We start from the raw sequence: 25,664 nt of genomic DNA on the forward strand, positions 1-25,664 counted from the left end.
GTCCGTGCCTTCGGCAGCCAGTCGCCGTCGCCCGTCAGCGGCCGAGGAAGGCGGCGAGCACCGTCGGTGGCAGCACGCCGCCGGCGGCGAACGGCCGTCGGCGGAGGAGGTCATCGGCGGTCTCCGGGGGAACGCCCGCCCCGCTCAGCACCTGGACGGCGTGGTCGGCGGGGAGCAGGTCGAGCCAGCGCAGTACGGCCGCGCGGTGGGCGTCGGCGGTCAGTTCGCCGTGGACCCGGAGCCTGGCCAGGCCGCCGTCGGGGAAGACGTCCAGCCGGAGGTGCGTGACCGGTGCGGCCGACACCGGCCGCAGGAAGTGCCGGGTGTCCGGCTGGAGCCGGGTCTTCGGAACCAGCTCGGTCCACTCCGCACCCTCGCCGGGCTCGCTGCCCTCGGCATCGGCTCCGCGCAGCGAGGCCCAGCCGGCCGCATTGCCGATGAAGTACGAGGTGTCGATCTCGACCCGGCGGACCCGGCCGCGCGCCGCCAGCCTGACCGTCACATGGTCGTTGCCGCCGTCGCGGCGGCGGGCGTTCTCCCAGCCGTCGCCCATGATCCGGGCCCTGCCGGGCAGCAGCAGCTGCACCGGCGAGGAGTAGAAGGTGTCCGAGCAGTCCACCACGTCGCCGCCGTGCTCCAGCGCGGCCAGGTCGATGGTGCCGTCCAGGAACCGGGGGTCGGGCACCGGCCTGCCGTGGACCCGGAAGCGGGCCACGCCGCCGTCGGGGTAGATGGTCAGCCGGACATGGGTCCAGCGGCGCGGGTCGGCCACCTCGAAGGGGTTCTCGGTGTCGCCCTTGATCGCGGTCTTCTCCACGATCGTCTCCCAGGTCGCCTGCTCCAGCTCCGCCGGGGACGGCGCCCCCTCCGCGCTGGTCGCCTCCACCGAGGCGTACGGCGGGTAGTTGCCCTTGAACCAGGCGGTGTCGATCACCACACCGTGCACCACGCCCGGTACGCCGAGCCGGACGATCGCGTAGTCGTGCCCGGGCTCGCGGCGGCGCCGGGTCTCCCAGCCGTCGTACACCTTGCCCTTGTGGCCGAAGTCCTCCGCCGAGAAGACCGACGGCTCGGGCTTGATCAGGTTCTCCCGCTCGGCGAACAGCTCGTTATTGGCGTACACCACGCTGCCGGCCAGCGAGCGCGAGGCCAGGTCGGGAAGCCGGGTGAAGTCCTTGGTGGTCATGCCCCTCCTCGGGTGAGCAGCCGGCCCTGCGGCGGGCTGTCGAGGTCGATCGGTACGCCGCGCAGCCAGGTGGTGCGGACCACGCCCGCGAGCGGGCGGCCGTGGTAGGGCGTCACCGGGTTGCGGTGGTGCAGTCGCTCCTGGTCGACCACGAAGACCTGGTCGGGTGCGAAGACGCAGAAGTCGGCCTGGCGGCCGAGCGCGATCCGGCCCCGGTCCGCCAACCCTGCCTGCTCCGCCGGGCGTTGGGCCATCCAGCGCACCACGTCGGTGAGCGCGTGGCCTCGGCGCCGGGCCTCGGTCCACACCGCCGGCAGGCCGAGCTGCAACGAGGCGATGCCGCCCCAGGCGGCGCCGAAGTCGCCGCTGTCGAACCGCTTGAGCTCCGGGGTGCAGGGTGAGTGGTCGGAGACCACGCAGTCGATGGTGCCGTCGGCGAGCCCCTGCCAGAGCAGTTCGCGGTTGGCCGCCTCGCGGATCGGCGGGCAGCACTTGAACTGGGTGGCGCCGTCCGCGATCTCCTCCGCGCTGAACGTCAGATAGTGCGGGCAGGTCTCCACGGTGAGCCGGACGCCGTCGCGCCGGGCCGAGCGGATCACCGGCAGCGCGTCCGCGCTGGACAGGTGCAGGAGGTGCACCCGGCAGCCGGTCCGCCGGGCCAGCTCGATCACCCGGGCGATGGCGAGGTTCTCCGCGAGGCGGGGGCGGGAGCGCAGGAAGTCGCGGTAGCGCGCGCCGCACGGGGCCGGTGCATGGGCGACGGTGTGCGCGTCCTCGGCGTGCACGGTCATCAGGGCGTCGAAGGACCCGATCTCCCGCAGCGCGGCCGCCAGTTCGTCCGGCTCCAGGGGCGGGAACTCGTCCACGCCGGAGTGCAGCAGGAAGCCCTTGAACCCGAACACGCCGGCGTCGTGCAGCCCGCGCAGGTCGCCGAGGTTGCCCGGTACGGCGCCGCCCCAGAAGCCGACGTCGACATACACCCGGCCCTCGGCGGTCCTGCGCTTGGTCCGGAGCGCCGCGATGTCGGTGGTCGGCGGGATGCTGTTCAGCGGCATGTCGACGACCGTGGTGACGCCGCCGGCCGCAGCCGCCCGGGTGGCACTCCCGAACCCCTCCCACGCGGTCCGGCCGGGGTCGTTCATATGCACATGGGTGTCCACCAGCCCGGGCAGCAGCACCTCGTCGGCGCCGAGTTCGACCACCTCGGCGGCGGTGAGGTCGGCGTCCAGCGGTTCGACGGCGGCCACCCGCCCGTCCCGTACGCCGATGCTGCGCGCCACCTCGCCGGCGGCGGTGACCACGCGGCGGGCCCGGAGCAGCACATCCAGCTCGGCCGTCACGCGGCACCTCCCGTCATTCCGCCAGGCGGCGGATCCGGTCGCGCACACCGACCGTCCATGCCTTGCGCCGGTCACCGGGTGAGGCTGCGCAGTGCGGGCGGGTCGATGCCGACCAGGGTGTGGACCTCGGCCGCGTCGATGGCGCCGCAGTCGAGCCCTCGGAGGAGGAAGCCGGCCATCGCCCGGGCGGTCGCGGGCTCGTCCAGGAAGCCGGAGTCGGCGCGTTCCCGATAGCTGCGCAGCCGGGCGGCCGCAGCGGGCAGCCCTTCGCGGAAGAAGGCGTACACGGCCGCGTACCGGCTCGGCAGCTGACCCGGATGCAGGTCCCAGCCCTGGTGGATGCCGCCCTCCAGGGAGCGCCGGACCAGGCGGGCGTGCAACCGCCAGGCGGCGTGGACCGCCTCGCTGCCGCCGACCGGGAGCACATTGGTCGAGCCGTCGCAGACGCGGACGCCGGTACCGGCGGCGGCGACCTGCATCACCGCCTTGGCGTGGTCCGCGACGGGATGCTCCAGGCTCTGGTGCGCCGCGGAGACGCCGAGCGCCGCCGAGTAGTCATAGGTGCCGTAGTGCAGACCGGTACAGCGCCCGGCCGACGCATGGACCATCCGGGCCACCGGCGCGGTGCCGTCGGCGCCCAGGATGGCCTGCGGCGTCTCCACCTGGATCTCGAACCGCAGGCTGCCGGGTTCCAGCCCGTACCACGGTTCCAGCCGCTCGGCGGTGAGCACCATCGCCTCGACCTGGTCCACGGAGGTCACCTTGGGCAGCGTGACGACGAAGCCGTCCGGCAGCGGGCCGAGGTGCTCCAGGAAGAGCGCCAGGGTACGCAGGCCGCGCCGCCGGGTCGGTGCCTCGAAGCCCTTGAACCGGAGGCCGCAGAACGGCGAGCCCCTGCCGTCGGCCGTCGCGGTGGCGAGTGCCTTCGCGGCGGCCTGGACGGCGGCGTCCTCCTCGGTGTCCGGGCGGTTGCCGTACCCGTCCTCGAAGTCGATCCTCAGGTCCTCGACGGGCTCGCGCTCCAGCTTGGCCCGGACCCGGTCGTACACCTCCACCGCCGTCCGGGGCGGCAGCCCGAGCGCGTCGGCCAGCTCGTGGGCGGTCCGGCCGTGCCCGGCCAGCACCGCCCGGGCCTCCCGGCCCCAGCTGGGCACCGTGTCCTCGGTGTAGCGATCGGCCGGGACATAGACGGTGTGCACCGGCTGCCGGCCCGATGGCTCGCCCGGGTACGCGGTGCTCAGCTGCCCGTCGGCTGCGGCCAGCCGGAGGTCGAGTTCGGCGGCGAGGCCGGTGACCCGGTCGGCGGTGGTCATGCGCCGGACTCGATGACGGCGTCATACGCGGGCAGGGTCAGGAAGTCGCGGTAGGAGTCGGCCAGCGCCACCTCGGAGAAGATCCGCCGGGCGTCCTCGAAGCGGCCGGAGCGGAAGGCGTCGGGGCCGACCGACTCCAGGGTCGCCGCCAGTTCCTCGGTGACGATCCGCTGCACCAGCTCGGTGGTGACCTGCTCACCGGTGCCGAGCCTGACCCGGTTGTGCACCCACTGCCAGATCTGGGAGCGGGAGATCTCCGCCGTGGCGGCGTCCTCCATCAGGTTGTCGATGGCGACCGCGCCCGTGCCGCGCAGCCACGCCTCCAGGTAGTGCAGCCCGACGTGCACATTGCTGCGCAGCCCGGCCTCGGTGACCTCGCCGGGGGTGGACCTGAGGTCGAGCAGCCGCTCGGCGGTGACGTCCATGCGGTCGCCGGGCCGGTCGAGCTGGTTCGGCCGCTCGCCGAGCGCCCGGTCGAAGACCTCCTGGCAGAGCGGCACCAGGTCCGGGTGGGCGACCCAGGAGCCGTCGAAGCCGTCGCCGGCCTCGCGCTCCTTGTCCTCGCGCACCTTGGCGAACGCGCGCTCATTGATCTCCGGGTTCCTGCGGCTCGGGATGAACGCCGCCATCCCGCCCATCGCGAACGCGCCGCGCCGGTGGCAGGTCTGCACCAGCAGCCGGGTGTATGCGCGCATGAACGGGGCGGTCATCGTCACCGCGTTGCGGTCCGGCAGCACAAAGTCGGGACCGGAGTCGCGGAAGAACTTGATCACGCTGAACAGGTAGTCCCAGCGGCCGGCGTTCAGCCCGGAGGCGTGCTCGCGCAGCTCGTAGAGGATCTCGTCCATCTCGAAGGCCGCCGGGATGGTCTCGATCAGCACGGTGGCGCGGACGCTGCCGTGCGGGATGCCCAGCCGCTCCTGGGCGAGGGTGAAGAGGTCGTTCCAGAGCCGCGACTCCCGATGGCTCTCCATCTTGGGCAGGTAGAAGTAGGGGCCGCTCCCCCGGGCCAGCAGCTCGGCGGCGTTGTGGAAGAAGTAGAGCCCGAAGTCCACCAGCGCGCCCACCGCAGGCACGCCGTCCACCAGCAGATGCCGCTCGTCGAGGTGCCAGCCGCGCGGCCGCATGACGATCGTCGCCAGGCGCCGGTCGGTCGCCAGGGTGTGCTCCTTGCCCTCCTCGGAGGTGAACGCGATGGTGCGGCGGACCGCGTCGTACAGGTTCACCTGCCCGCCGACCACGTTCCGCCAGTGCGGTGTGTTCGCGTCCTCCAGGTCGGCGAGCCAGACCCGGGCTCGGGAGTTCAGCGCATTGATCGTCATCTTCCGCTCGGTGGGCCCGGTGATCTCGACCCGGCGGTCCAGCAGGTCCTCCGGTGCGGGCGCCACGGTCCAGTCCGACTCGCGTACGCCGCGTGTCTCGGCCAGGAAGTCCAACCGCCCGGTGCGCGCCACCTCGGCGCGGCGCCGGGCCCGCGCTTCCAGCAGTTCACCGCGCCGGGCGGCGAACTCGCGGTGCAGCCCGGCCAGAAACGCCAGCGCCTCCGGCGTCAGGATCTCCTCGCCGCGCTCGACCGGACCGCCGAGCACCTCCACGTGCGCCATCTGTCGTCTCCTCTCACCGGTCGTTCACGCATCGCAGGGGGCGGGTGTCACCATCGCTGTTCACTTTCGGCTTCTGCTGAGTGGATAGTAGATTCCGAGATGCGAAAGTCAATCACCTTGGGCGCGGCTTCGGAGAAAGTATGCTTTCGCCATGCGGAACGCCCATACGACCGAGCAACCGTCACCTGCGCGATCGGGCGGAGGGGTCCAGTCGATCGAGCGCGCCTTCGACCTGCTCGAAGCGCTCGCCGACAGCGGCGGCTCCGTCGGCCTCTCCGGGTTGGCCCAGCGGTCCGGGCTGCCGCTGCCCACCATCCACCGGCTGATCCGGACCCTGGTGGACCTCGGCTATGTACGCCAGGAGCAGTCCCGGCAGTACGTCCTCGGCCCACGGCTGATCCGGCTCGGCGAGAGCGCCGGCCGACTGCTCTCCACCTGGGCGATGCCGCACCTGGCCGGGCTGGTCGAGCAGCTCGGCGAGACCGCCAACCTGGCGATGCTCGACGGCGACCAGGTCGTCTATGTCGCGCAGGTGCCCGGGCGCCATGCGATGCGGATGTTCACCGAGGTCGGCCGCCGGGTGTCGCCGCACTGCACCGCCGTCGGCAAGGCGCTGCTCGCCGACGCCCCTGAGGCCGAGGTCCTGGCACTGCTGAAGCGCACCGGCATGGCGCAGCACACCGAGCACACCATCACCGACCCGCAGACCTTCCTCGGGCAGCTCGGCCGGGTCCGCGAGCACGGCTACGCCCTTGACGACGGCGAGCATGAGATCGGCGTCCGCTGCGTCGCCGCGAGGGTCCCGGATGCGCCGTCCACGATCGCGTTCTCGATCTCCGGGCCCGCGCCCCGGATGACCCAGGAGCTGATCGACCGCGCCGTCCCGCTGCTGTCCGGCGCCGCCGAAGCCCTCTCCGCCGCGCTCCGTGCGGACCAGCCCGACCAGTCCGGGGCCACCGGCCGCTGAAGGAGGTACCGCCGCCTCGGGGCGCCTCACAGATACAGGGTGGAGCCCTTGGGGCGTGCGTTCTCGGGCAGTTCGGCGGGGGTGCCGAGGGCGACCGGGATCAGGCTCCGCTCGCCGTGGTCGGCGAGGTCGGCGGGGTCGAACCAGACGACCGCCGGATCGCCCGCGCGTGGCAGCCGGGTCGGGTCGAAGCGCCCTTCCCTGGTGACCCAGCGGTCGGTGCCGAGGTGGTCGGTGAACTTCACGGTGAACCGGATGAGCGGCGCGTTGTCGATCTCCACGCCGGTGGAGCCCACCTCCGTGACCTCGGCGGACACCCGCCGCCCGGTGGTGGTGACCGCCTCCGTCCGGGCCGCGCGCTCCAGGTGCCTGCGGTGGTCCCGTACGGCGCCGACCGCCCGGACCGCCACCAGCAGCGCGATCAGCGCGGGCAGCCAGTACGGCGACGTCCAGGCGATCCAGGGGCCGACGCCCCAGGAGTCGCCGGGGCGTCCCGCCGCATCCGCGAGGAATCCGGGGTGCGGTGGGGTCACCCAGGAGGCGGTGGCGCCGAGCCGGATGCCGATGGCGATGCCGGACCAGGCGACGATGGACGGGACGCCCAGCGCCGACCCGAGGCCCAGCCGCCGCCGCACGGTCGTCCCCAGGTAGGAGCCCGCGAACCAGCCGCCGAAGACGCCCACGAAGAGCGCCCACAGCAGCGTCGGCGTGGAGTTGGCCGGGTACGCCTCGCCCCAGGGCACCGGTCTCGTCGGGGTGCCGGGGAACCCCCGCCGTCGGACCCGGGCGACGGCCCCTGCGGCTCTGCCGGTCAGCGGGCCGTCTGGGGGTGCGGCTGCTTGGCGTTCAGGGTGCTGTACAGGGTGTCGGTGGCCAGGTGGCGGGCGACATTGGTGGCGCGGCAGTGGCGGAGGCTGTCGAGCATCAGGAAGTCGTGGACCACGCCGAGCACCCGGACGGCGGTGACGTTCACCCCGGCCTCGCGTAGCTTGGCGGCGTATGCCTCGCCCTCGTCGCGGAGCACATCGGCCTCGTCGGTGATGACCAGGGTGGTGGGCAGACCGCGCAGCTGGTCCACCGACGCCCGGAGGGGTGAGGCATAGACCTCCCGGCGCTGTCCCTGGTCGGTCGTGTACTGGTCCCAGAACCACTGCATGCCGTCGCGGGTGAGGTAGTAGCCCTCGGCGAACTGCTGGTAGGAGGGGGTGTCAAAGCTTGCGTCGGTCACCGGGTACAGCAGCACCTGGGCGCTGAGCCGGACACCGCCGCGCTCCTTGGCCATCAGCGCGAAGACGGCGGCCATGTTGCCGCCGACCGAGTCGCCGCACACCGCGAGGCGGGAGCCGTCCAGGCCGTGCCGGGCTCCTTCGGAGACGATCCACTGGCCCACCGCCCAGTTCTGCTCGATCTGGGTGGGGTACTTGGCCTCGGGGGCGCGGTCGAAGACGGGGAAGACCACCGCCGCCTCGGCGCCGACGGCGAGTTCGCGTACCAGCCGGTCGTAGACGTTCTCGTCGCCGAAGACCCAGCCGGCGCCATGGATGAAGAGCACCACCGGGAGGGCGCCGGTGGCGCCCTTGGGGCGGACGATGCGGGTGCGGACCCGGCCGTAGCGGCCCGCGTCAACGGTGATCCACTCCTCGTCCACCTCGGGCCGCTCCACGCCCTTCACGCTCTGGAGGTCGGCCAGGATGCCACGGCCCCGCTCGGGCGGCACTTCGTAGATGCGCGGGTGCGGAGCGGTCGCCCCGGCCAGCTCCCTGGCGGCGGGTTCGAGGACGGGGTCGGGGGGCGCGGGCAGCTGGGACATGCGGCGTTCCTTTTCCGTGGTGGGGGCGGAGAGGCGGCTCTGCGGAGAAGCGGCTCGCGCGGCGAGGCGCCCCTTCAAGCCTCACCGCACGGGGGCGATCCGCAACCGCGGTACTCCGGTCGCGCGGGCACCCAACGCCGCACCGCACGCCCAACGCCGTGCCCCGCCCCGCGCCAACGCCGGACCCCGCGCCGTACCCAGGCACCACCCCACGCCGCACCGTGCGCAGCACCCCGCTCCACAGCAGGCGCCGCAGAGGTGTTGACAGTGATCAGCCACTGCACCCACACTCGCCGGGAGAGCGCTCTCCCGCTTATGCAACCAGTTCGGAGCAGCCCGCGCCACCGTGAGCCGCCGGCCGGCCGAACAGCGGCCGCGGTCCTGAGGCATGACCCCCCTCAAGGAGATGCAGATGAGCCTCCTGTCCCTCTTCCTGCGGAGCATCAGGCAACGCAGACCAGTGGTCGCCGCAGCGGCCGCACTGGCGCTACTGATGGGCGCTGCCGTCGGTTTCTCGACCGGCACCGCGCAGGCCGCCTCCACCCTGCTGTCCCAGGGCAGGCCGGCCACGGCCTCGTCCACCGAGAACGCCGGAACCCCGGCCTCGGCCGCCGTCGACGGGGACGCGGGCACCCGCTGGTCCAGCGCCGCCGCCGACCCGCAGTGGCTGCAGGTCGACCTCGGCGCCAAGGCCACCGTCAACCAGGTCGTCCTCAACTGGGAGACGGCGTACGCCACGGCGTTCCAGATCCAGGTCTCGGACGACGCCAAGACCTGGACCCCCGTCTACTCCACCACCACCGGCACCGGCGGCGCCCAGACCCTCGCCGTCACCGGCAGCGGCCGCTACGTCCGGATGTACGGCACCGCCCGGGCCACCGGCTACGGCTACTCCCTCTGGGAGTTCCAGGTCTACGGCTCGACCGACCCCACCGGCCCGACCGGCTGCGGCAGCACCAACGCGGCGCTGGGCCACCCGGCGACGGCCTCGTCCACCGAGGGCGCCGGGACCCCGGCCTCGGCCGCCGTGGACGGCGACGCCGGCACCCGCTGGTCCAGCGCCACGGCCGACCCGCAGTGGCTGCAGGTCGACCTGGGGGCGTCCGTATCGCTCTGCAAGGTGGTCCTCAGCTGGGAGACGGCGTACGCCTCGGCGTTCCAGATCCAGGTCTCGGACGACGCCAAGACCTGGACCCCCGTCTACTCCACCACCACCGGCACCGGCGGCACCCAGACCCTCGCCGTCACCGGCAGCGGCCGCTACGTCCGGATGTACGGCACCGCCCGGGGCACCGGCTACGGCTACTCCCTCTGGGAGTTCGCGGTCTACACCGGCACCGGCGGGAGCAACGGCGGCACCACGGGCGGCACCACCGGCGGTGGCAACGGCGGCGACCCCGGTGACTTCTCCGGTTCGGTCATCTCCGCGTACAAGCAGGTGTCGGCCTCGTCCTGGGAGGGCGACAACGCCCCCGCCGCAGCGCTGGACGGCCGGACCAACACCCGCTGGTCCAGCCTGCCCACCGACAACCAGTGGTTGCAGGTGGACCTCGGCGGCAACGCCACGATCAGCGGCGTCGTGCTGAACTGGGAGTCCGCGTACGGCACCGGCTACCACCTCGACGTCTCCAACGACGCCGCCAACTGGACCACCCTCTACACCACCACCTCCGGCAAGGGCGGCGTGGAGAAGCTCGCGGTCACCGGCAAGGGCCGCTATGTGCGGCTGTACGGCACCGCCCGGGCCACCGGCTACGGCTACTCGCTGTGGGAGTTCCAGGTGTACGGCACGGTCGACACCTCCGCCGCCACCGCGCCGCTGCTCTCCGGGCCCACCAAGGCGCCGGCCACCCTCAACCAGTTCGCCCTGTCCGCGCCCGCGGACAAGGCCCTGATCACCAACACCCGCCGGCCGGCGCTCTCCTGGGCGGCCGTCTCCGGCGCCGCCCGCTACGAGGTCTGGCTCAACGTCAGCCGTACCGACTACGACTTCACCGCCTCGGGCAACCTGCTGGACCTCTACACCAAGGTCGCCGAGGTCACCGGCACCGGCTACACCCCGACCTGGGACATCACCGACCGGTGGACCTACAGGTGGTACGTGGTCGCGGTGAGCGGGTCGGGTGCCAGGACCACCTCCAACATCCGCACCTTCGGCGTCTACCTCCCGGACATCGCCAAGGCCAACGACGGCATCTCCATCGTCAACGGCGCCCGGGACCTCAACAAGAACGGGACCATCGAGCCCTATGAGGACTGGCGCCAGCCGGTCGAGACCCGCGTCGCCGACCTCCTCGGCAGGATGACCCTGGAGGAGAAGGCGTACCAGATGTTCTACAACGTCCAGTCGTACCCCATGTCCGGCTGGCACTTCGGACCGGCGCAGCCGGCCGACCTCAACAACGTCCTGGTCTCCACGGCGGCCACCAGGCTGGGCATCCCGCCGGTCTCCGCAGGCGACACCACGGCCGGCTACCAGACCACCTACCCGTTGCAGTCCACGCTGGCGGCGGCCAAGGACTACGCGCTCGACTACAAGCTGGCCGACATGCAGCGCAAGGAGGAGCTGGAGGTCGGCGCGCGCGGCACCCTCTCGCCGATCGCCGAGGTGGGCACCAAGGTGCTCTACCCCCGTATCCAGGAGGGCAACGGCGAGAACGCCGACGTCGCGGCGGCGCAGCTGCGGGCGCTGGTCGCCGGGCTCCAGGGCGGGCCGGAGCTCAACCCCGGCTCCGTGCTGGCGACCGTCAAGCACTGGCCCGGTGAGGGCGCCGGCGGTGAGGCGGGCATCACCTACGACGGGGTGACCATCAAGTACCACATGATCCCGTTCCGGGCCGCGATGGAGGCCGGGGCGGTCAACATCATGCCGGGCTACGCGGGCAGCTCCTACCTCGACCCGGGCGGCCCGGGGGCCGGTGACAGCGCCAAGATCCTCGCCTATCTGCGGCAGAATCTCGGCTACACCGGCCTGATCACCACCGACTGGCTGCCCTCCACCTCCTGGGTGGGCGCGGCCAACGCCGGCTCCGATGTGATGGGCGGGGCCGATCCGGGCGCGGTCGGGTTCGCCATGGCCGACTTCGAGTCCAAGGTGCCGCTCTCCCGGATCAATGACGCGGTGACCCGCATCCTCCGGCTGAAGTTCCAGCTGGGCATCTTCGACCACCCGTACGGCGACCCGGTGAACGGTCCGTACCGCTTCCACCAGCCGAGCTATGTGGCGCTGACCAACCAGGCGTCGCGGGAGTCCAACACCCTGCTCAAGAACAACGGTGTGCTGCCGGTCAAGCTCAACTCCGGGGACAACATCGTGGTGGCCGGGCCGAGGGCCACCGACGGCGCCTCCTGCTGCATCTGGTCCAGCTACTTCCACCCCGACTACGGCTCGCTGACCACCCTGGACGCCATCAAGGCCAGGGCCGCCAAGGCGGGGGTCAATGTCTTCCAGGACACCGGCCCGTCGCCCAAGTTGGCCGTCGTGGCGGTGGGAGAGCCCTCCTACACCCATGCCACCGCATGGCCCAACACCCAGCCCTACCTGCCGGCCGACCAACTGGCCCTGATCCAGAACTTCAAGAAGCAGGGCATCCCGGTGGTGGTGGTGCTGACCCTGCCCAGGCCGATCGTGATCAGCGACTGGAACGACCTGGCGGACGCCATCGTGGTGACCTACCGGGGCGGTGAGGAAGTGGGGCCGGCCACGGCTTCCCTGCTCTTCGGCGACTACACGCCCAGTGGGAAGCTGCCCTGGCAGCTGCCCCGGAGCCTCGACCAGGTCCTCAAGCCGGGCGGCGGCGACAACCTGGCCGACGCCAACGAGGACTGGAACCTGCCGTACGACCTCGGGGCCACCGCCGCCGAGCGCGCCGACATCCGGGCGAAGATCGACGCCGGACAGCCGGTCCCGACCACCTACGGCAATCCGCTCTACCCGTATGGAGCGGGCCTGACCGGCTGGAAGTGACGGCCAGGGGGCCCGGGGACCGTACGCGGTCCCCGGGCCTCCGGCGTGATGCCCGGACGCGAGGCGCCGGGCGGTGCCTCAGGGCGCGGGGTCGGCGCGGAGGTGGTCGAGGGTGCGGTCCAGGTTGCGGCGGGTCGCCGCGACGGCGGCGTCCGGGTCGCCGGCCACGATCGCCTGGACCAGGTCCCGGTGGGCGTCGTCGATGCGGCGGCCGTGCTCGGGCGGGTGCAGCTCGGCATCGGCGAGCAGCTGGGTGGCCGCCTGCCGCAGGGCGCCCTGGAAGGTGTCGAAGAGGTGGCTGAGCACCGGGTTGTGCGCGGCCGTCACCACGCAGCGGTGCAGGGCCACATCGGCCTCCACGAGTTCTGCCCGGTCGGCGGCCCGGTCGCGGGCGCCGAGGGCGGCCCGCAGGGCTTCGATGTCGTCGGGGGTGCGTCTGGCGGCTGCCAGGCGGCCCGCCTCGACCTCCAGGGCCACCCGCACCTCGTAGACGTCGGAGACGGCGGCACGGAGCAGCCGCCGGTCGAGTTCGGAGACCGGTGTGGTGGAGGAGACATAGGTCCCCGAGCCGTGCTGGGCGCGGAGTTGGCCGTCGGCGATCAGCGCGCGGACGGCCTCCCGGGAGGTGGACCGGCCGACTCCCAGCTGCCGGCTCAGTTCCACCTCGCCGGGCAGCTTGGTGCCGACCGGCCATTCGCCTTCGCCGATCAGCCTGCGCAGTTCGGCCACGGCCTGTTCGACCAGTGAGCTGTGGTGGATCGGTCGGACGGTCATGCGGCGACGATACCGGTCCTCAGAGGACTCGGCTCTCGACGGGTTCCCGCTCCGCCGCCGGGGGCGCGGTCAGGACCCGGTCGCGCAGCCGTACGGCGAAGACCAGCCCGGCCAGCAGCACCGCCAGCACCGTACCCAGCACCACCCGCAGTCCGTGCGCGTCGGCGATCCAGCCCAGCAGCGGGGAGGCCAGCCCGCCCACCGACATGGCCAGGCCCAGGGTCAGCCCGCTGGCGGTACCCGGCCGGTTGGGCAGGTAGTCCTGGGCCAGGGTCACCTGCGGTGCGAACGGCAGGAACATGGCCAGGCCGTACACCACGGTGGCGACCTCGGCGACGGCGAAGTTCGGCGCGAACGCCACCCCGGCGAGCGCCGGTACGGCCAGCAGATATCCGGCCCGGACCGGGAACAGCCGTCCCTGGCGGTCCCCCAGCCAGCCGCCGAGCAGGGTGCCCGCCGCGCCCGCGAGCGTGAAGGAGGTGAGCGCCGCCGCGCCCGCCGCCTGGGAGGCGTGCAGATCGCGCTGGACGTGCAGGGAGAGCATCGAGGTGACCGTGACATAGGGGATGGACCAGCCGACCGTGACCGCGACCAGCCGGCCGAAGGCCCCCCAGTCGTCCCGGTGCCCGGTCGCCGCTCTGCCGCCCGACACCAGCGGTACGGCGGGGGTGTGCCCACGGCGGCGCATCCAGGGTCCCTGCACCGCCCACAGCCCGGCCATCACCAGCGCCGGGATGGCCAGCAGCCCGGTGCCGGACAGTCCCAGCGAGCCGACGACCAGGGTGACCAGCGCCGGGGCCAGGGAGGCGCCGATGGTGCCGCCGACCGAGAAGAGGCTCATCGCCTGCTGGGACTGGCCGCCGGCCGCGCGAGCCTGGTTGGTCGCGGGCGGGTGGTAGGCGGCCATGCCGATCCCGGCGAGGGCCACGCAGAGCCAGGTGAGCGGATAGCTGTCCGCCAGCCCGGCGGCGGTGAGGCCGCCTGCTGCGGCGAGGAAGCCCGCAGGGATCAGCCAGCCTCGGTGGTTGCGGTCGACCAGCATGCCGAAGACCGGCTGGACCACGCTCGACAGTCCGGTGGCGGCCAGCGCGATCCCGGAGACGGCGGCATAGCTGTAGTGCCGCTCGGACATCAGGAACGGCAGAAGCGCGGGCACCGCACCCTGGTACATGTCATTGACGACGTGGGTTCCGGTGAGGAAGCCCAGCTGTCCCTTCTTCACCGTGCCGCCCTCTCCATGACCGTCGTGGGTTCGAGTTTCGACATACTGCCCTCCCGAGTCCTCAGCTCCTCTGAGGACTTTAGCGTAAGCGCCACCTGACCGCCGAAGCAAAGTCCTGCTGTCCGCCTGGGGGCAGCGACCCGCCCGCCGAGCGCACTGCTGCGCTGCGGCGGGCGGGTCAGGGGGTGTCAGCCCATGTGGGGGTAGCGGTAGTCGGTCGGCGGGACGAAGGTCTCCTTGATGGAGCGGGTGGAGGTCCAGCGGAGCAGGTTCTGCGCGGCGCCGGCCTTGTCGTTGGTGCCGGAGGCGCGGCCGCCGCCGAAGGGCTGCTGGCCGACGACGGCGCCGGTGGGCTTGTCGTTGATGTAGAAGTTGCCCGCGGCGAACCGCAGCCGCTCCATGGTGTGGGCGACGGCCGCGCGGTCCTGGGCGATCACGGCGCCGGTCAGCGCGTACGGGGAGGCGGACTCCATCTGGTCCAGCATCTCCTCGTAGCGCTCGTCCTCGTAGACGTGCACGGCCAGGATCGGGCCGAAGTACTCCTCGCGGAAGTACTCGGCGCCCGGGTCGGTGCCCACCAGCACCGTCGGCCGCACAAAGTACCCGACGCTGTCGTCGCAGGTGCCGCCCGCCAGGACCTCCACGGTCGGGTCGGCGTGGGCGCGGTCGAGGGCGGCCTTGTTCCGGGCGAAGGAGCGGGCGTCGATGACCGCGCCCATGAAGTGCGACAGGTCGGTCACATCGCCCATCGTCAGCCCCTCCACCTCCTGCCGCAGCTCCTCCCTGATCCGCTCCCACAGCGAGGCGGGCACATAGGCGCGGGAGGCGGCCGAGCACTTCTGGCCCTGGAACTCGAACGCACCCCGGACCATCGCCGTCCTCAGCACCGCCGGATCGGCCGAAGGATGCGCCACGATGAAGTCCTTGCCCCCGGTCTCCCCCACCAGCCGCGGATAGGACCGGTACCCGGCGATGTTCTCCCCCACCGTCCGCCACAGGTGCTGGAAGGTCGCCGTGGACCCGGTGAAGTGGATCCCGGCCAGCTCCGGATGGGCCAAGGCCACCTCGGAGACCGCCAGACCGTCACCCGTCACCATATTGACCACACCCGCCGGCAGCCCCGCCTCCTCCAGCAGCCCCATCAGCAGATGCGCAGCCAACTGCTGCGTCGGCGACGGCTTCCAGACCACCACATTGCCCATCAGCGCCGGAGCGGTCGGCAGGTTCCCCGCGATCGCCGTGAAGTTGAACGGCGTGACCGCATAGACGAAACCCTCCAGCGGCCGGTGGTCACTGCGGTTCCACACCCCCGGCGAGGACACCGGCTGCTCCGCCAACACCTGCCGCGCGAAGTGCACATTGAAACGCCAGAAGTCCACCAGCTCGCACGGACTGTCGATCTCCGCCTGCTGCGCGGTCTTGGACTGCCCCAGCATCGTCGCCGCCGCGATCGTCTCCCGCCACGGACCGGCCAGCAGGTCCGCCGCCCGCAGGAAGACCGCCGCCCGGTCGTCGAACGACAGCGCCCGCCACGCCGGAGCCGCCGCCAGCGCCGCATCCACCGCAGCCCGCGCATCCTCCCGGGTCGCATTGCGCATCGTGCCCAGCCGCGCTGCATGCCGATGCGGCTGCACCACCTCGATCGGCTCACCGCCGCCCAGCCGCCGCTGCCCGCCGATGGCCATGGTCAGCTCGACCGGCTCCGCCGCGAGCCGCTTCAGCTCCGCCTCCAACCGGGCCCGCTCCGGACTGCCGGGGGCGTAGCTGTGGACCGGCTCGTTCACCGGTGCGGGGACCTGGGTCACAGCGTCCATGCGCACGCTCTCCTTGATGTACTCGGCCGCGTGGCCGTAGGTGCTGAGGGTGTGGGTGATCCTGGCGGCGGCGGCGAGGGCGCCGCGCCGACCGGGAAAGGGGTGGTGGTGACAGGGCCGTCCGGCCCGGGTGCTACAGCGCGACCAGCCAGCCGCCGTCGACCGTCAGCGTGTGGCCGGTGACATAGGCCGAAGCCTGCGAGGCCAGGAAGAGGACGGCGCCGCTGAGGTCGCCCGGCTCGCCGACCCTGCCGAGCGGGATGTGGTCGCGTACGATCCGCTCCTCGACCTCCCGGCTGGGCAGCAGGTCGGAGGTCATGGCGGTCCTCATGTATCCGGGGGCGATGGAGTTCACCCGGATCCCGTGCCTGCCCCACTCATAGGCCATATTGCGGGTCACCTGGACGACGGCGGCCTTGGATGCGTCGTACACGGAGGAGCGCTCGCCGTCCACCGCGAGGCCGCCGATGGAGGAGATGTTGACGATGCGCCCGCCGCCGCGCCTGCTCATGGTGCGGGCGGCGCGCTGCGCGGTGAAGTAGGTGCCGCGCAGATTGACGGTGAGGGTGAGGTCGAACTCGTCCTCGGTCGCCTCCAGTGCGCTGTTGCGCAGCGAGACGCCCGCGTTGTTGACCAGGATGTCCGGGCTGTCGCCCCGGGCGTCCAGGGCGTCGAATGCCTCGTTGACGCTGTGTGTCGAAGTGACGTCGAGTTCCAGCGGGACGCAGTCGACTCCCTGCTCCGCGAGGTGGTCGCAGGCTTGCTGCGCGGCCTCGGGGTCGAGGTCGGAGACGATCACTCGGGCGCCGGCCGCGCCCAGCGCCAGGCACTGGGCGCGGCCCAGCCCTCCCGAGGCACCGGTGACCAGGGCGGTCTGCCCACTCAGGCTGAAGAGGCCAGTCAGGCTGAAGAGGCCGGGTAGGGTCGGTTCCTTGCTCTGCATGCGGGGGCTCCTCGGGGCGGCCGGGTGGGAGAGCCGGCCGCAGGTCTAGAGGCCGTAGTCGGTGAGTATCTTGACGACCTGCTGGGAGTCATGCCGGACGTGCTCGCGGATGTGCTCGCCTGCGACGTCCACGTCTCCGGCGGCGATGGCCGCCGCCAGCGGGCGGTGGTCCACTCCGGTCCAGTCGGGGGTCTTCACCGCCTTCGAGCAGAAGTACCACTGGCGCAGGGCGAGGTTGAAGTGGATCTCTGACGTGGTGATCAGATAGTCGTTGCGGGTCATCCGGTACACACTGCGGTGGAAGGCGGCGTCCAGGTCGATGCACTCCTGGAGGTTCTCGGTCGCGAACTGCCGCTCGGCCAGCGCGACCAGGTTCTCCTTCTCCGCCTTGGATCCACGGCTGCACGCCAGGGCTGCGCTGAGACCTTCGAGTTCAAGCCGCAGCTCCATCACGGACCGGGAGTCCTTGAGCCCGATGTCGGTGACATAGGTGCCGCTGCGCGGGTAGATCACCACGAGCTTCTCGAACTCCAGCCGCCGGATCGCCTCGCGCACCGGCGACGCTCCGACTCCCAGGCTGCTGCGGAGCTCGGCTTCACTGAGCCGCTCGCCCGGCATGATCTCGCACCGCACCAGGCGCGAACAGAGGGCGGAGTGCGCCGATTCACTGAGCAGGTTCGCAGTCCCGGCCTCGCCACTGGCCGTTCGCTTGCCGGCGACGTATGCAGAACGCACTGTGTCCCAACCTCCCTGCGGGTGGCATCGTCCGGGCTGTCCGGCGGTGCCTCCGGTGGATGACTCTGAGCAGACTAGGGGTTACCGAGCACCTAGCTCGCCGACTCCTGGCGACCGTCCGCCAGCAGGTCGTCGACCACCGTGGAGATGCCGTTCTCGACCGTGCAGCCGTAGTCGCCGACGGAGTACTCCCCGCCCAGGACCTCCACCAGCTTGAGGTCCACGCCGTTGACCGAGAGCACCGAGGTCAGCTGGACCTCGGCCGGGCCGAAGCACTTCCGCTTGAGGACGAAGTCCTTGGAGGTGTCGCGGGAGACGATCTCGAACGCCTTGAAACTCGGCCCATTGGCCTCGGGCAGCGCATGGACCTGGAGGTGCGGGTAGAGGGCCATGTCGGCCCACGCCTCGTTGGAGTAGCCCTCCTCCGGCACCATCGAGATGTCGAAGATCAGCTCACCGGCCCGCTGGACGGTGCCCCGGACGCCGGCCTCGCCGTCCGTCAGCCGGATCTCACCGAAGTGCTTCGGGTAGCCCCACACCTCACGGCCGAAGGCCACGCTCCACGGCTGGTCCTCGTACTCGAAGTAGTAGTTGACCCCCACATGGTCCTTGTAGCGGACCGGGATGACGACGCCGGAGTCATAGAAGGGTCCGGGGGTCGCGTTGCCGAAATCGGCGATCTGCACCACGAACCGGTCGTCGGCCAGCTCGAACGGGGTGGGCTCCAGCAGCGCCTGGAGGTTGGCGGCGTCGCCCCGGCAGTAGACCGAGAGGGTGCGGAGGTCCTCGGACCAGTAGGGCTGGTCGCCACTCGGGTATCCCAGGTACTTGAAGAAGTCCTTGACATCGTAGTTCTGCTTCATCGCCAACTCCCTTGGATGGTTTCGTCGTTGCGTGCCGCCGACGGACGTCAGTCGCGGCCGGCCTCGTGGATCCTGCGCAGGAACGCCTTCAGCTCCGGCGTGCCGGGCGAGTCGAAGATCTGCTCCGGGGGTCCCTGCTCCAGCACGGTGCCCCGGTGCAGGAAGCAGATCCTGGAGGAGATCTCGCGGGCGAAGGGCATCTCATGCGTCGTCATCATCATCGTGATGCCGTCGGCCGCCAGTTCGCGGACCAGGTTCAGCACCTCGATCACCAGCTCAGGGTCGAGCGCCGAGGTGATCTCGTCGAGCAGCAGCACCTCCGGGCGCATCAGCATGGCGCGGGCGATGGCCACGCGCTGCTGCTGCCCTCCCGAGAGCTGGTCGGGGTAGGCGTCGGCCTTGTCCTTCAGGCCCACCCGCTCCAGCATGACGCGCGCGTCGGCCTCCGCCTGGGCCTTGGTGGCGACCCCGGCCCGCACGGGGGTGAGGGTGCAGTTCCTCAGCACCGTCATATGCGGGAAGAGGTTGTAGCTCTGGAAGACGATCCCGACCCGGCGGCGCAGCCTGACCAGGTCGACCCCCTCGCCGGAGATGACGTCGCCATTGAGCGAGATCCTGCCGCCCTGGACCGCTTCGAGTCCGTTGACACAGCGCAGCAGGGTCGACTTCCCCGATCCCGAGGCGCCGATGAGGGTGACCACCTCGTGCCGGGCGACGGCGAGGTCCACCTGGTCGAGGACGGTGTTCTCCCCGTACTTCTTCGTCACCCGGTCGAGTTCCACGAATGCAGTCGTCATTGCTCAGACCTTCTTCAGCTTTGTGCCGGAGCGAGCCAGCAGGTAGTCGACGAAGCGGGTCTGCGGGATGGTGATGAGGACGAACACAAAGCACACGGCGGTCACCGCAGAGAGGTTGAAGTCATTCGCCGAGTAGATCTTCGCCTGGCTGAACGCGTCGATGATGCCGACGACGATCACCAGTGCGGTGTCCTTCTGGAGGCCGATGAACTGACTCAGCATCGGGGCGGCGATGTTCCGCGACATCTGCGGCAGGATGACGAATCTGAGCACGTCCGCCTGGGAGAGTCCCATGGAGAGCGCCGCCGAGGTCTGGCCCTTGTTGATGGACTCGATTCCGGCCCGGTACAGCTCGGCGTTGTACGCGCTGTAGGTGAGGGCCAGCGCCACGATCGCATAGACGACGGGGTCGCCCTTGCTGAGGACCGGGACATCGGTGAGCGGGAGTCCGAAGCACACCAGGTAGATCAGGACCACGGACGGAATGCCGCGGAAGATGTCGATGTAGGCGATGGAGAGGGCCCGGACCGGCCAGAACCCCTTGTCGGGCAGCAGCCTTCCGATGGCGAGGAGGAGTCCGAAGGCCATCGCCAGGATCTGTGCGCCGACGGCGATCTCGACATTGACGACCAGCGCCTTGAAGATGTCGACGAGGCTGCCGGTCATGAAGTCGACGTTGAAGAACGTCTTCTGCACCGCGCCGTCATTGGTGAAGACCAGCAGTCCGACCAGTGCGACGACGGCCACGAATCCGGTCAGGCCGAGCGAGGAGATCGATGCGTTCCTGGACCGGGCGGCGGAGACCCGCGCCTCGGTGTAGCGGCGCTCGTCCCATTCCCGGTCCGACAGCTTGCTCCGGCGGTAGGCGGCCAGCAGCGGGCCGCCCAGGAGCAGGACCGGGAGGACGATGCCCAGGAGGAGGTGCAGCGGTCCGGCCGGGGTGAGTGCGGTGCCGACGAACTGGTAGCAGAGCACCACCGCCAGCAGGGCCAGCACGGCCGCGCTGCCGAGGTACTTGGCGGTGGAGAGCGGCCGGGCCGGGGAGGGCTCCTGGGCGTCGGGGAGTTCCGCTACGGCGGGTTCTCTTCGGGAGGTCCTGGTGTCCGCCATCAGGAGCTCCAGTCGGGGAGCTTGGTGGGGTCACCGCCGAGGATCGGGTTGAGCCACTTGTCCATGATGGCCTTGAGGGTTCCGTCCTTCTTCATGTCGGCGAGGATCAGATCGACCGCCTCGACCTTGGACGAGCCCTTGGGGAAGAGGGCGGCGACATCGCCGCCGACCGGGTACTTGCCGAGCACTTCGAGCTTGCCGCCCGACTTCGCGGCCCTCGGCATGACGGTCGCGGTGTCGTTCAGCGCCGCGTCGATCTGGCCAGCGAGCAGGGCGTTGAAGAGGTCGTCGTTGGAGTTGAAGACCCGTACCTTCCGGGGCTTCAAGGTGTCGTCGACGAACTTCAGCTGCACCGACCCGGCCAGCACGCCCACGGTCGCGTTCTTGATGGAGTCCTGGGTGAGCTTCGATCCCGTCTTGACCAGGACGCCCGTCTCATAGGTGTTGTACGGGGTCGAGAAATCCACGACCTTGCGGCGCTCCGGGGTGTTGTAGATGTCCCAGACCGCGAAGTCGAAGTTCGATGCCTTGGCTGTCACCAGGGCTTCGAAGGAGGCGTTGACCAGGTGGATCTTCTTGAGACCGGCCCGGTTCGCTATCTCCGCGTCAAGGCAGTACATATAGCCGCCGTCGACGGAGTCGAGCGTGTTGCCCCGGTAACCGGCCGGGTAGGGCAGCGATGCGGCGACGGTGAGCGCACCGCTCTGAATGGTGTCCATCTTGTGGATCGGCGGGTTGTCGGTGACCGTGCAGTCCCCGAACGACCCCTTTCCCGGTGCGGCCTCCGAGGGATGGCCTGAGCAACCCGTGAGCGCGAGCAGTCCGGCGACCGCAGCGGCAATGCCGGACCAGAGCGACTTCTTCACCTAGCACCTCGTCTCGTAGGACCTTTTCGGCGTCGGCCAGTCGGCGCCAAGTCCCCCGACATCAGTGGTATTCCACTGACATTTCAGTGATGTGGCCGTCACGCTACACGACGGCCGGTGGGCTGCCTAGAGCTGATTTCGACCGTGATCAATCGGAGACCAAGCGCCCCGGCCGCCCCCTGACGCTGCCGCAGCGTGACCTGACGGCAACTGATCAAGCCCTGGCGCAGCCTCCTGTCATCTGCTCCTATATGACATGCACTGCACATCCGTATGTGTGTACTGATCCAGGGAGGATCCTCACCGTGGTGTTTCGTCACAGGTCCCGGCTGATCGGCCTGGTCCTGGGCCCAGCCGTCGCCGGTGCGACCGTCTTCGCCGGGGCGATACCCGCCCAGGCCGCCGCACCCGTTGACCGGGAGCAGGTCATCACCGGCTCCGACCAGAGCGGACCCGGCGCCGACAGCGCCGCGTTCACCGACGGCCTGTACATCGTCCAGTTGGACGACGCCCCCGTCGCCTCCTACGAAGGCGAGATCAGCGGCCTGGCCGCCACCCGCCCGGAGCCCGGGGAGAAGGTCGACCCCGACTCCGCAGCGACCAAGTCCTACCGCGCCCACCTCGACAAGCAGCGCCGCGAGGCGCTGGCCGGGGTGCCCGGCGTGCAGCCGCTCTACACCTACGACTACGCCTTCAACGGCTTCGCCGCGAACCTGACCGCCAAGCAGGCGGCCAAGCTCGCGGCCGAGGACGGGGTGGCGGCCCTGGAGAAGAACCAGCTGCTCACGCTGGACACCGTCTCCACCGCCGACTTCCTCGGTCTGGCCGGCCAGGGCGGCGCCTGGGAGCGGCAGTTCCGCGGCGATGCGCACGCCGGCGAGGGCGTCGTGATCGGCATGGTCGACTCCGGCTACTCACCGGACAACCCGCTCTTCGCGCCGCTGCCCGAGCCCCGGCCGGACGCCAAGCTCATCAAGCGCAAGTGGAAGGGCAGCTGCGACAGCGGCACCTCCTCGAAGATCACCTGCAACAACAAGGTGATCGGTGCCCACTACTACCGGCAGGGCGTCAAGGCGATACCGGAGGAGTACGACTCGCCGCGCGACTACGGCGGCCACGGCACCCACACCGCCTCCACCGCCGCCGGCGACCACGGCGTGCCGGCGTCGATCAACGGCGGCTCGGTCGGCGAGGCCACCGGTATGGCACCGGCCGCCCGGCTCGCCGTCTACAAGGTCTGCTGGAGCATCGACTACGCGGGGGGCAACTCCTGCGCCAGCGTGGACACGGTGGCCGCCATCAACCAGGCGGTCGCGGATGGTGTGGATGTCATCAACTACTCCATCTCCGGCTCCACCACCTCTGCGGTGAACTCCGTCGAGTCGGCCTTCTTCAATGCCGCGCGGGCGGGCGTGTTCGTCTCCGCCTCGGCCGGCAACGACGGGGACAAGGGCGCCAGCACGGTCGCCCACAACGCCCCGTGGGAGATGACCGTCGCCGCGTCCACCCATGACCGCGGCTACCGCACCACCCTGACGCTGGGCGACGGCCGCACCTTCACCGGTGTCGGCGTCGGCGCCGCCGTGCCCTCCGCCCCGCTGGTGAACTCCTCGGCGGTGGGCAAGGCCGGTGCCGACCCGAGCGAGGTCGAGCTCTGCTTCTCCGGCACCCTCGACCCGGTCAAGACGGCCGGCAGGATCGTGGTGTGCAAGCGCGGCACCAACGACCGCGTCGACAAGTCGCGCGCGGTCCAGCAGGCCGGCGGTGCCGGGCTGGTGCTGTGGAACCCCTCGGCCAACTCCCTCAACGCCGACTTCCACTATGTGCCGACGGTGCACGTCGACCACCTGGCCGGACCGCAGATCGCGGCCTACGCGGCCTCCTCCGGCGCCACCGCCTCGCTCTCGGCCTCGGAGGTCTACAAGGCCCCGGCGCCGCAGATGGCCGGGTTCTCCTCCTACGGCCCGGCGCTGGCCGGCAACGGCGACCTGCTCAAGCCGGACATCACCGCACCCGGGGTGGATGTCATCGCGGGTGTCGCCCCGGTGTCCTCCGAGGGCAACCAGTTCGGCGTGATGTCGGGCACCTCGATGTCCAGCCCGCACATCGCCGGCATCGCCGCCCTGCTGATCTCCAAGAACCCCAAGTGGTCGCCGGCCGAGGTGAAGTCCGCGCTGATGACCACGGCGTACCAGAGCGACAACCAGGGCGCCCCGATCAAGGACGCCGCAGGCTCCAACGCCACCCCGCTCAACTTCGGCGCCGGCCACGTGGACCCGCCGAAGGCGTTCGACCCGGGCCTGGTCTACGACTCCGGCTGGAAGGACTGGCAGAAGTACATCTGCGCCATCGGCCAGCAGCTGCCCGCCGACACCAAGGCCAAGAGCTGCGACAAGGTCAAGAAGACCGACCCGAGCGACCTCAACTACCCGTCCATCGCGATCGGCGCCCTGGCCGGTTCGCAGACGGTGTACCGCGAGGTGACCAACGTGGCGGCCGACAAGTCCACCTATGACGTCAGGGTCTCGGCTCCGGCCGGGTTCACCGCCAAGGTCAGCCCGAGCACCCTCACGCTCAAGCCGGGTGCGTCCAAGGAGTTCAAGGTCACCCTGACCCGCACCACCGCGCCGCTGGGCAGCTACGCCTTCGGCTCGCTCACCCTGACCGACGGCCGGCATGTGGTCCGCAGCCCGATCGCGGTCAAGGCGGTGGCCATCGCCGCCCCGGCCGCCGTGAACGTCGCCCAGGCCAAGGCGTCGGGCAAGGTCACGCTGGAGGCGCAGGCCGGCTACGCCGGCACGATGAACGCCAAGGTCCGGGGGCTGAAGGCCGCCGACGTCACCACGTACGCGCTGAAGAACGCCAACGGCGGCGGCTTCACCTCCAGCCGCCCGGCGGCCTCGGACCAGGTCGCCGCGCAGACCGTCACGGTGCCCGCCGGGACCAAGGCGCTGCGGCTCGCCACCTTCGCGTCGGACTACCCGGCCGACACCGACGTGGACCTGTACCTCTACAAGCAGTCGGCCACCGGGGCGCTCACCCTGACCGCCACCAGCGCCAACGACGGCTCGGACGAGGCGATCCAGGTGTCCGACCCGAGCGCCGGGGACTGGGTGCTCTTCGCCCACCTCTACTCCGCCCCGTCGACCGGAGGTGCGGCCAAGGTGGCCGTCAACTCCTGGGTGCTGGGGGACGGTTCGGCGATCGGCACCACCCTGAGCCCGGCCACGGCCAAGGTGAAGATCGGCGGCACCGCCTCCTTCACGCTGGCCTGGTCCGGCCTGGCGACCGGTAAGCGCTACCTCGGCACGGTCTCCTACGACGACGGCTCGGCGCTGCTGGGCAGCACCACCGTCCAGGTGGCCACCGGCTGACACAACACCGGCTGACAGAAGTACCAGGGAGGGCGGGGTCCACAGCGGCCCCGCCCTCTGCCATTCCCCGAGGTCCCGTCAGCCGGAGGCGGCGGGAGGCTCGGGTGGGCGGCGCTGCTCGGGAGGGAGCAGCAGGACCTCCAGTCCGGCGGCGGCGCCCCGCGCCATGGCGAGGAACCACGGGATGCGCTCATCGGTGATCACCGAGGGGGTGGCCCGCAGCGCGAGCGCGCTGTGCACCTGCCCGGAGGCGTCCAGGATCGGGACCGCGAGGGTGCGCACCCCGGCGGCGGACTCGCCGTCGTTGAGCGCATGGCCGGCGGCCCGCACCCGTTCCAGTTCGGCCCGCAGCTCGCCGAGGTCCACGATGGTGCGGCCGGTGTGCGCCTGGAGCGGCCCCAGCGCCTCCAGGTCGTCCTCTCCTGGGCGGGCCCAGGCCAGCAGCACCTTGCCGAGCGCGGTGGAGTGCAGCGGGCGGGCCAGTCCCGCGCTGGAGTCGGCGGGTACGGAGCCACCTGCCACGATGACGGCGTGCCGGCCGTTGCGGATGGCCAGGTCGGCGGTGGTCGAGGTGCGTTCGGCCAGCACCTCCAGTTCGCGGTCGGCCAGGTGCAGACCGCGCTGGTAGTAGGAGAGCCGGCCCAGTTCGGTGACGGCGGGGCCGAGCCGGTAGCGGGAGCTGCGGGGGCCCTGTTCCAGGAAGCCGGCGCTGACCAGGGTGCGGGCCAGGCGGTGGGTGGTGGAGACCGACAGGTGGAGCCGCCGTGCCAGGTGGGAGGCGCTCAACTCCGGGCCGTCGTCGCGGAAGCAGGCCAGCACGCCCAGGGCTCGGTGGACGGCCTGGGCGCCGGAGGGGCGCTGCTCGGGTGCTGCTGATCCATCCATAGGGGCAGTGTGCCAGCTCCGCCGGGACGCCAGGGTTTTCACAATGTGGCAATACTGACGTGAGAGCATCATCGGCGAGGAGCCATTCGGGACC

At 71.0% G+C, this 25,664-nt stretch carries 19 protein-coding genes; 3 read left to right on the top strand and 16 right to left on the bottom strand.

Features of this window, described 5'->3' with window-relative positions; genetic code table 11:
* Window positions 1-34 precede the first annotated feature (34 nt).
* From alc to aceB, 4 genes are all read right to left on the bottom strand, one after another.
* Window positions 35-1,186 carry an allantoicase gene (gene alc, locus C7M71_RS00825; protein WP_111490555.1) on the bottom strand — a complete coding sequence of 384 codons (1,152 nt, stop codon included), beginning with the start codon at window positions 1,184-1,186 and terminating at the stop codon, window positions 35-37.
* A complete protein-coding gene (gene allB / locus C7M71_RS00830) occupies window positions 1,183-2,526 on the bottom strand; it encodes an allantoinase AllB (protein WP_229758448.1) in 1,344 nt (447 codons plus the stop codon). Before allB ends, alc begins: the two co-directional genes overlap by 4 nt.
* 71 nt (window positions 2,527-2,597) lie before the next feature.
* The gene (locus C7M71_RS00835) at window positions 2,598-3,839 is read right to left on the bottom strand and encodes a DUF6986 family protein (protein WP_111490556.1); all 1,242 of its coding nucleotides are present in this window, start codon (window positions 3,837-3,839) and stop codon (window positions 2,598-2,600) included.
* Window positions 3,836-5,443, bottom strand: coding sequence for a malate synthase A (gene aceB / locus C7M71_RS00840; protein ID WP_111490557.1), 1,608 nt, complete (start codon window positions 5,441-5,443; stop codon window positions 3,836-3,838). Before aceB ends, C7M71_RS00835 begins: the two co-directional genes overlap by 4 nt.
* 151 nt (window positions 5,444-5,594) lie before the next feature.
* Here aceB and C7M71_RS00845 point away from each other — a divergent pair, with 151 nt between their 5' ends.
* Window positions 5,595-6,410, top strand: coding sequence for an IclR family transcriptional regulator (locus tag C7M71_RS00845; protein WP_111490558.1), 816 nt, complete (start codon window positions 5,595-5,597; stop codon window positions 6,408-6,410).
* A 26-nt stretch (window positions 6,411-6,436) separates the two neighbouring features.
* Here C7M71_RS00845 and C7M71_RS00850 read toward each other — a convergent pair whose 3' ends face one another.
* Together C7M71_RS00850 and C7M71_RS00855 are read right to left on the bottom strand one after the other, a co-directional pair.
* On the bottom strand, window positions 6,437-7,153 hold the full coding sequence (locus C7M71_RS00850; RefSeq protein WP_111490559.1) for a DUF3592 domain-containing protein: 717 nt from the start codon (window positions 7,151-7,153) through the stop codon (window positions 6,437-6,439).
* A gap of 68 nt (window positions 7,154-7,221) precedes the next feature.
* Window positions 7,222-8,220 carry an alpha/beta hydrolase gene (locus C7M71_RS00855; protein ID WP_111490560.1) on the bottom strand — a complete coding sequence of 333 codons (999 nt, stop codon included), beginning with the start codon at window positions 8,218-8,220 and terminating at the stop codon, window positions 7,222-7,224.
* A 412-nt stretch (window positions 8,221-8,632) separates the two neighbouring features.
* Between C7M71_RS00855 and C7M71_RS33080 the strand changes: the two genes are divergently transcribed.
* Complete coding sequence (locus C7M71_RS33080; RefSeq protein WP_111490561.1) at window positions 8,633-12,187, top strand: discoidin domain-containing protein; 3,555 nt, start codon at window positions 8,633-8,635, stop codon at window positions 12,185-12,187.
* A 78-nt stretch (window positions 12,188-12,265) separates the two neighbouring features.
* On the opposite strand, the gene C7M71_RS00865 is transcribed toward C7M71_RS33080, so the two are convergent.
* The 9 genes from C7M71_RS00865 to C7M71_RS00905 form a co-directional block, all read right to left on the bottom strand.
* Window positions 12,266-12,961 (bottom strand): FadR/GntR family transcriptional regulator, encoded by a 696-nt coding sequence (locus C7M71_RS00865; protein ID WP_111490562.1) that lies wholly within the window; start codon window positions 12,959-12,961, stop codon window positions 12,266-12,268.
* A 19-nt stretch (window positions 12,962-12,980) separates the two neighbouring features.
* Window positions 12,981-14,183 (bottom strand): MFS transporter, encoded by a 1,203-nt coding sequence (locus C7M71_RS00870; protein ID WP_229758449.1) that lies wholly within the window; start codon window positions 14,181-14,183, stop codon window positions 12,981-12,983.
* A 188-nt stretch (window positions 14,184-14,371) separates the two neighbouring features.
* Window positions 14,372-15,997 (bottom strand): L-glutamate gamma-semialdehyde dehydrogenase, encoded by a 1,626-nt coding sequence (pruA, locus tag C7M71_RS00875; protein WP_114914116.1) that lies wholly within the window; start codon window positions 15,995-15,997, stop codon window positions 14,372-14,374.
* Window positions 15,998-16,130: 133 nt separating this feature from the next.
* Window positions 16,131-16,940, bottom strand: a complete 810-nt coding sequence (locus C7M71_RS00880) for an SDR family NAD(P)-dependent oxidoreductase (protein ID WP_111492290.1) — start codon at window positions 16,938-16,940, stop codon at window positions 16,131-16,133.
* A gap of 45 nt (window positions 16,941-16,985) precedes the next feature.
* Window positions 16,986-17,675: a GntR family transcriptional regulator gene (locus tag C7M71_RS00885; protein WP_111492291.1), complete on the bottom strand. Its 690-nt coding sequence runs from the start codon at window positions 17,673-17,675 to the stop codon at window positions 16,986-16,988.
* Window positions 17,676-17,767: 92 nt separating this feature from the next.
* Entirely contained in the window at window positions 17,768-18,538 is a 771-nt protein-coding gene (locus C7M71_RS00890) for an acetoacetate decarboxylase family protein (protein WP_111492292.1), read from the bottom strand.
* 47 nt (window positions 18,539-18,585) lie between these two features.
* Entirely contained in the window at window positions 18,586-19,335 is a 750-nt protein-coding gene (locus C7M71_RS00895; protein WP_111492293.1) for an amino acid ABC transporter ATP-binding protein, read from the bottom strand.
* A 3-nt stretch (window positions 19,336-19,338) separates the two neighbouring features.
* On the bottom strand, window positions 19,339-20,445 hold the full coding sequence (locus C7M71_RS00900) for an amino acid ABC transporter permease (RefSeq protein ID WP_111492294.1): 1,107 nt from the start codon (window positions 20,443-20,445) through the stop codon (window positions 19,339-19,341).
* A complete protein-coding gene (locus C7M71_RS00905) occupies window positions 20,445-21,311 on the bottom strand; it encodes an ABC transporter substrate-binding protein (RefSeq protein WP_111492295.1) in 867 nt (288 codons plus the stop codon). The genes C7M71_RS00900 and C7M71_RS00905 overlap by 1 nt, the downstream gene beginning before the upstream one ends.
* A 305-nt stretch (window positions 21,312-21,616) precedes the next feature.
* On the opposite strand from C7M71_RS00905, the gene C7M71_RS32835 reads away from it, so the two are divergent.
* On the top strand, window positions 21,617-24,685 hold the full coding sequence (locus tag C7M71_RS32835; RefSeq protein ID WP_322975135.1) for a S8 family serine peptidase: 3,069 nt from the start codon (window positions 21,617-21,619) through the stop codon (window positions 24,683-24,685).
* 78 nt (window positions 24,686-24,763) lie between these two features.
* Here the strand turns inward: C7M71_RS32835 and C7M71_RS00915 are convergent, their stop codons facing one another.
* Window positions 24,764-25,570, bottom strand: a complete 807-nt coding sequence (locus tag C7M71_RS00915; RefSeq protein ID WP_111492297.1) for an IclR family transcriptional regulator — start codon at window positions 25,568-25,570, stop codon at window positions 24,764-24,766.
* Window positions 25,571-25,664: the final 94 nt, after the last annotated feature.

The organism is Peterkaempfera bronchialis, assembly GCF_003258605.2.
Taxonomy (GTDB): domain Bacteria; phylum Actinomycetota; class Actinomycetes; order Streptomycetales; family Streptomycetaceae; genus Peterkaempfera; species Peterkaempfera bronchialis.

Bases quoted from the DNA above. Each gene is read 5' to 3' on its own strand.
- alc (WP_111490555.1), bottom strand. From the start codon at position 1,186: ATGACCACCAAGGACTTCACCCGGCTTCCCGACCTGGCCTCGCGCTCG.
- C7M71_RS00835 (WP_111490556.1), bottom strand. From the start codon at position 3,839: ATGACCACCGCCGACCGGGTCACCGGCCTCGCCGCCGAACTCGACCTC.
- aceB (WP_111490557.1), bottom strand. From the start codon at position 5,443: ATGGCGCACGTGGAGGTGCTCGGCGGTCCGGTCGAGCGCGGCGAGGAG.
- C7M71_RS00845 (WP_111490558.1), top strand. From the start codon at position 5,595: ATGCGGAACGCCCATACGACCGAGCAACCGTCACCTGCGCGATCGGGC.
- C7M71_RS00855 (WP_111490560.1), bottom strand. From the start codon at position 8,220: ATGTCCCAGCTGCCCGCGCCCCCCGACCCCGTCCTCGAACCCGCCGCC.
- C7M71_RS33080 (WP_111490561.1), top strand. From the start codon at position 8,633: ATGAGCCTCCTGTCCCTCTTCCTGCGGAGCATCAGGCAACGCAGACCA.
- C7M71_RS00865 (WP_111490562.1), bottom strand. From the start codon at position 12,961: ATGACCGTCCGACCGATCCACCACAGCTCACTGGTCGAACAGGCCGTG.
- pruA (WP_114914116.1), bottom strand. From the start codon at position 15,997: ATGGACGCTGTGACCCAGGTCCCCGCACCGGTGAACGAGCCGGTCCAC.
- C7M71_RS00880 (WP_111492290.1), bottom strand. From the start codon at position 16,940: ATGCAGAGCAAGGAACCGACCCTACCCGGCCTCTTCAGCCTGACTGGC.
- C7M71_RS00890 (WP_111492292.1), bottom strand. From the start codon at position 18,538: ATGAAGCAGAACTACGATGTCAAGGACTTCTTCAAGTACCTGGGATAC.
- C7M71_RS00895 (WP_111492293.1), bottom strand. From the start codon at position 19,335: ATGACGACTGCATTCGTGGAACTCGACCGGGTGACGAAGAAGTACGGG.
- C7M71_RS00900 (WP_111492294.1), bottom strand. From the start codon at position 20,445: ATGGCGGACACCAGGACCTCCCGAAGAGAACCCGCCGTAGCGGAACTC.
- C7M71_RS00915 (WP_111492297.1), bottom strand. From the start codon at position 25,570: ATGGATGGATCAGCAGCACCCGAGCAGCGCCCCTCCGGCGCCCAGGCC.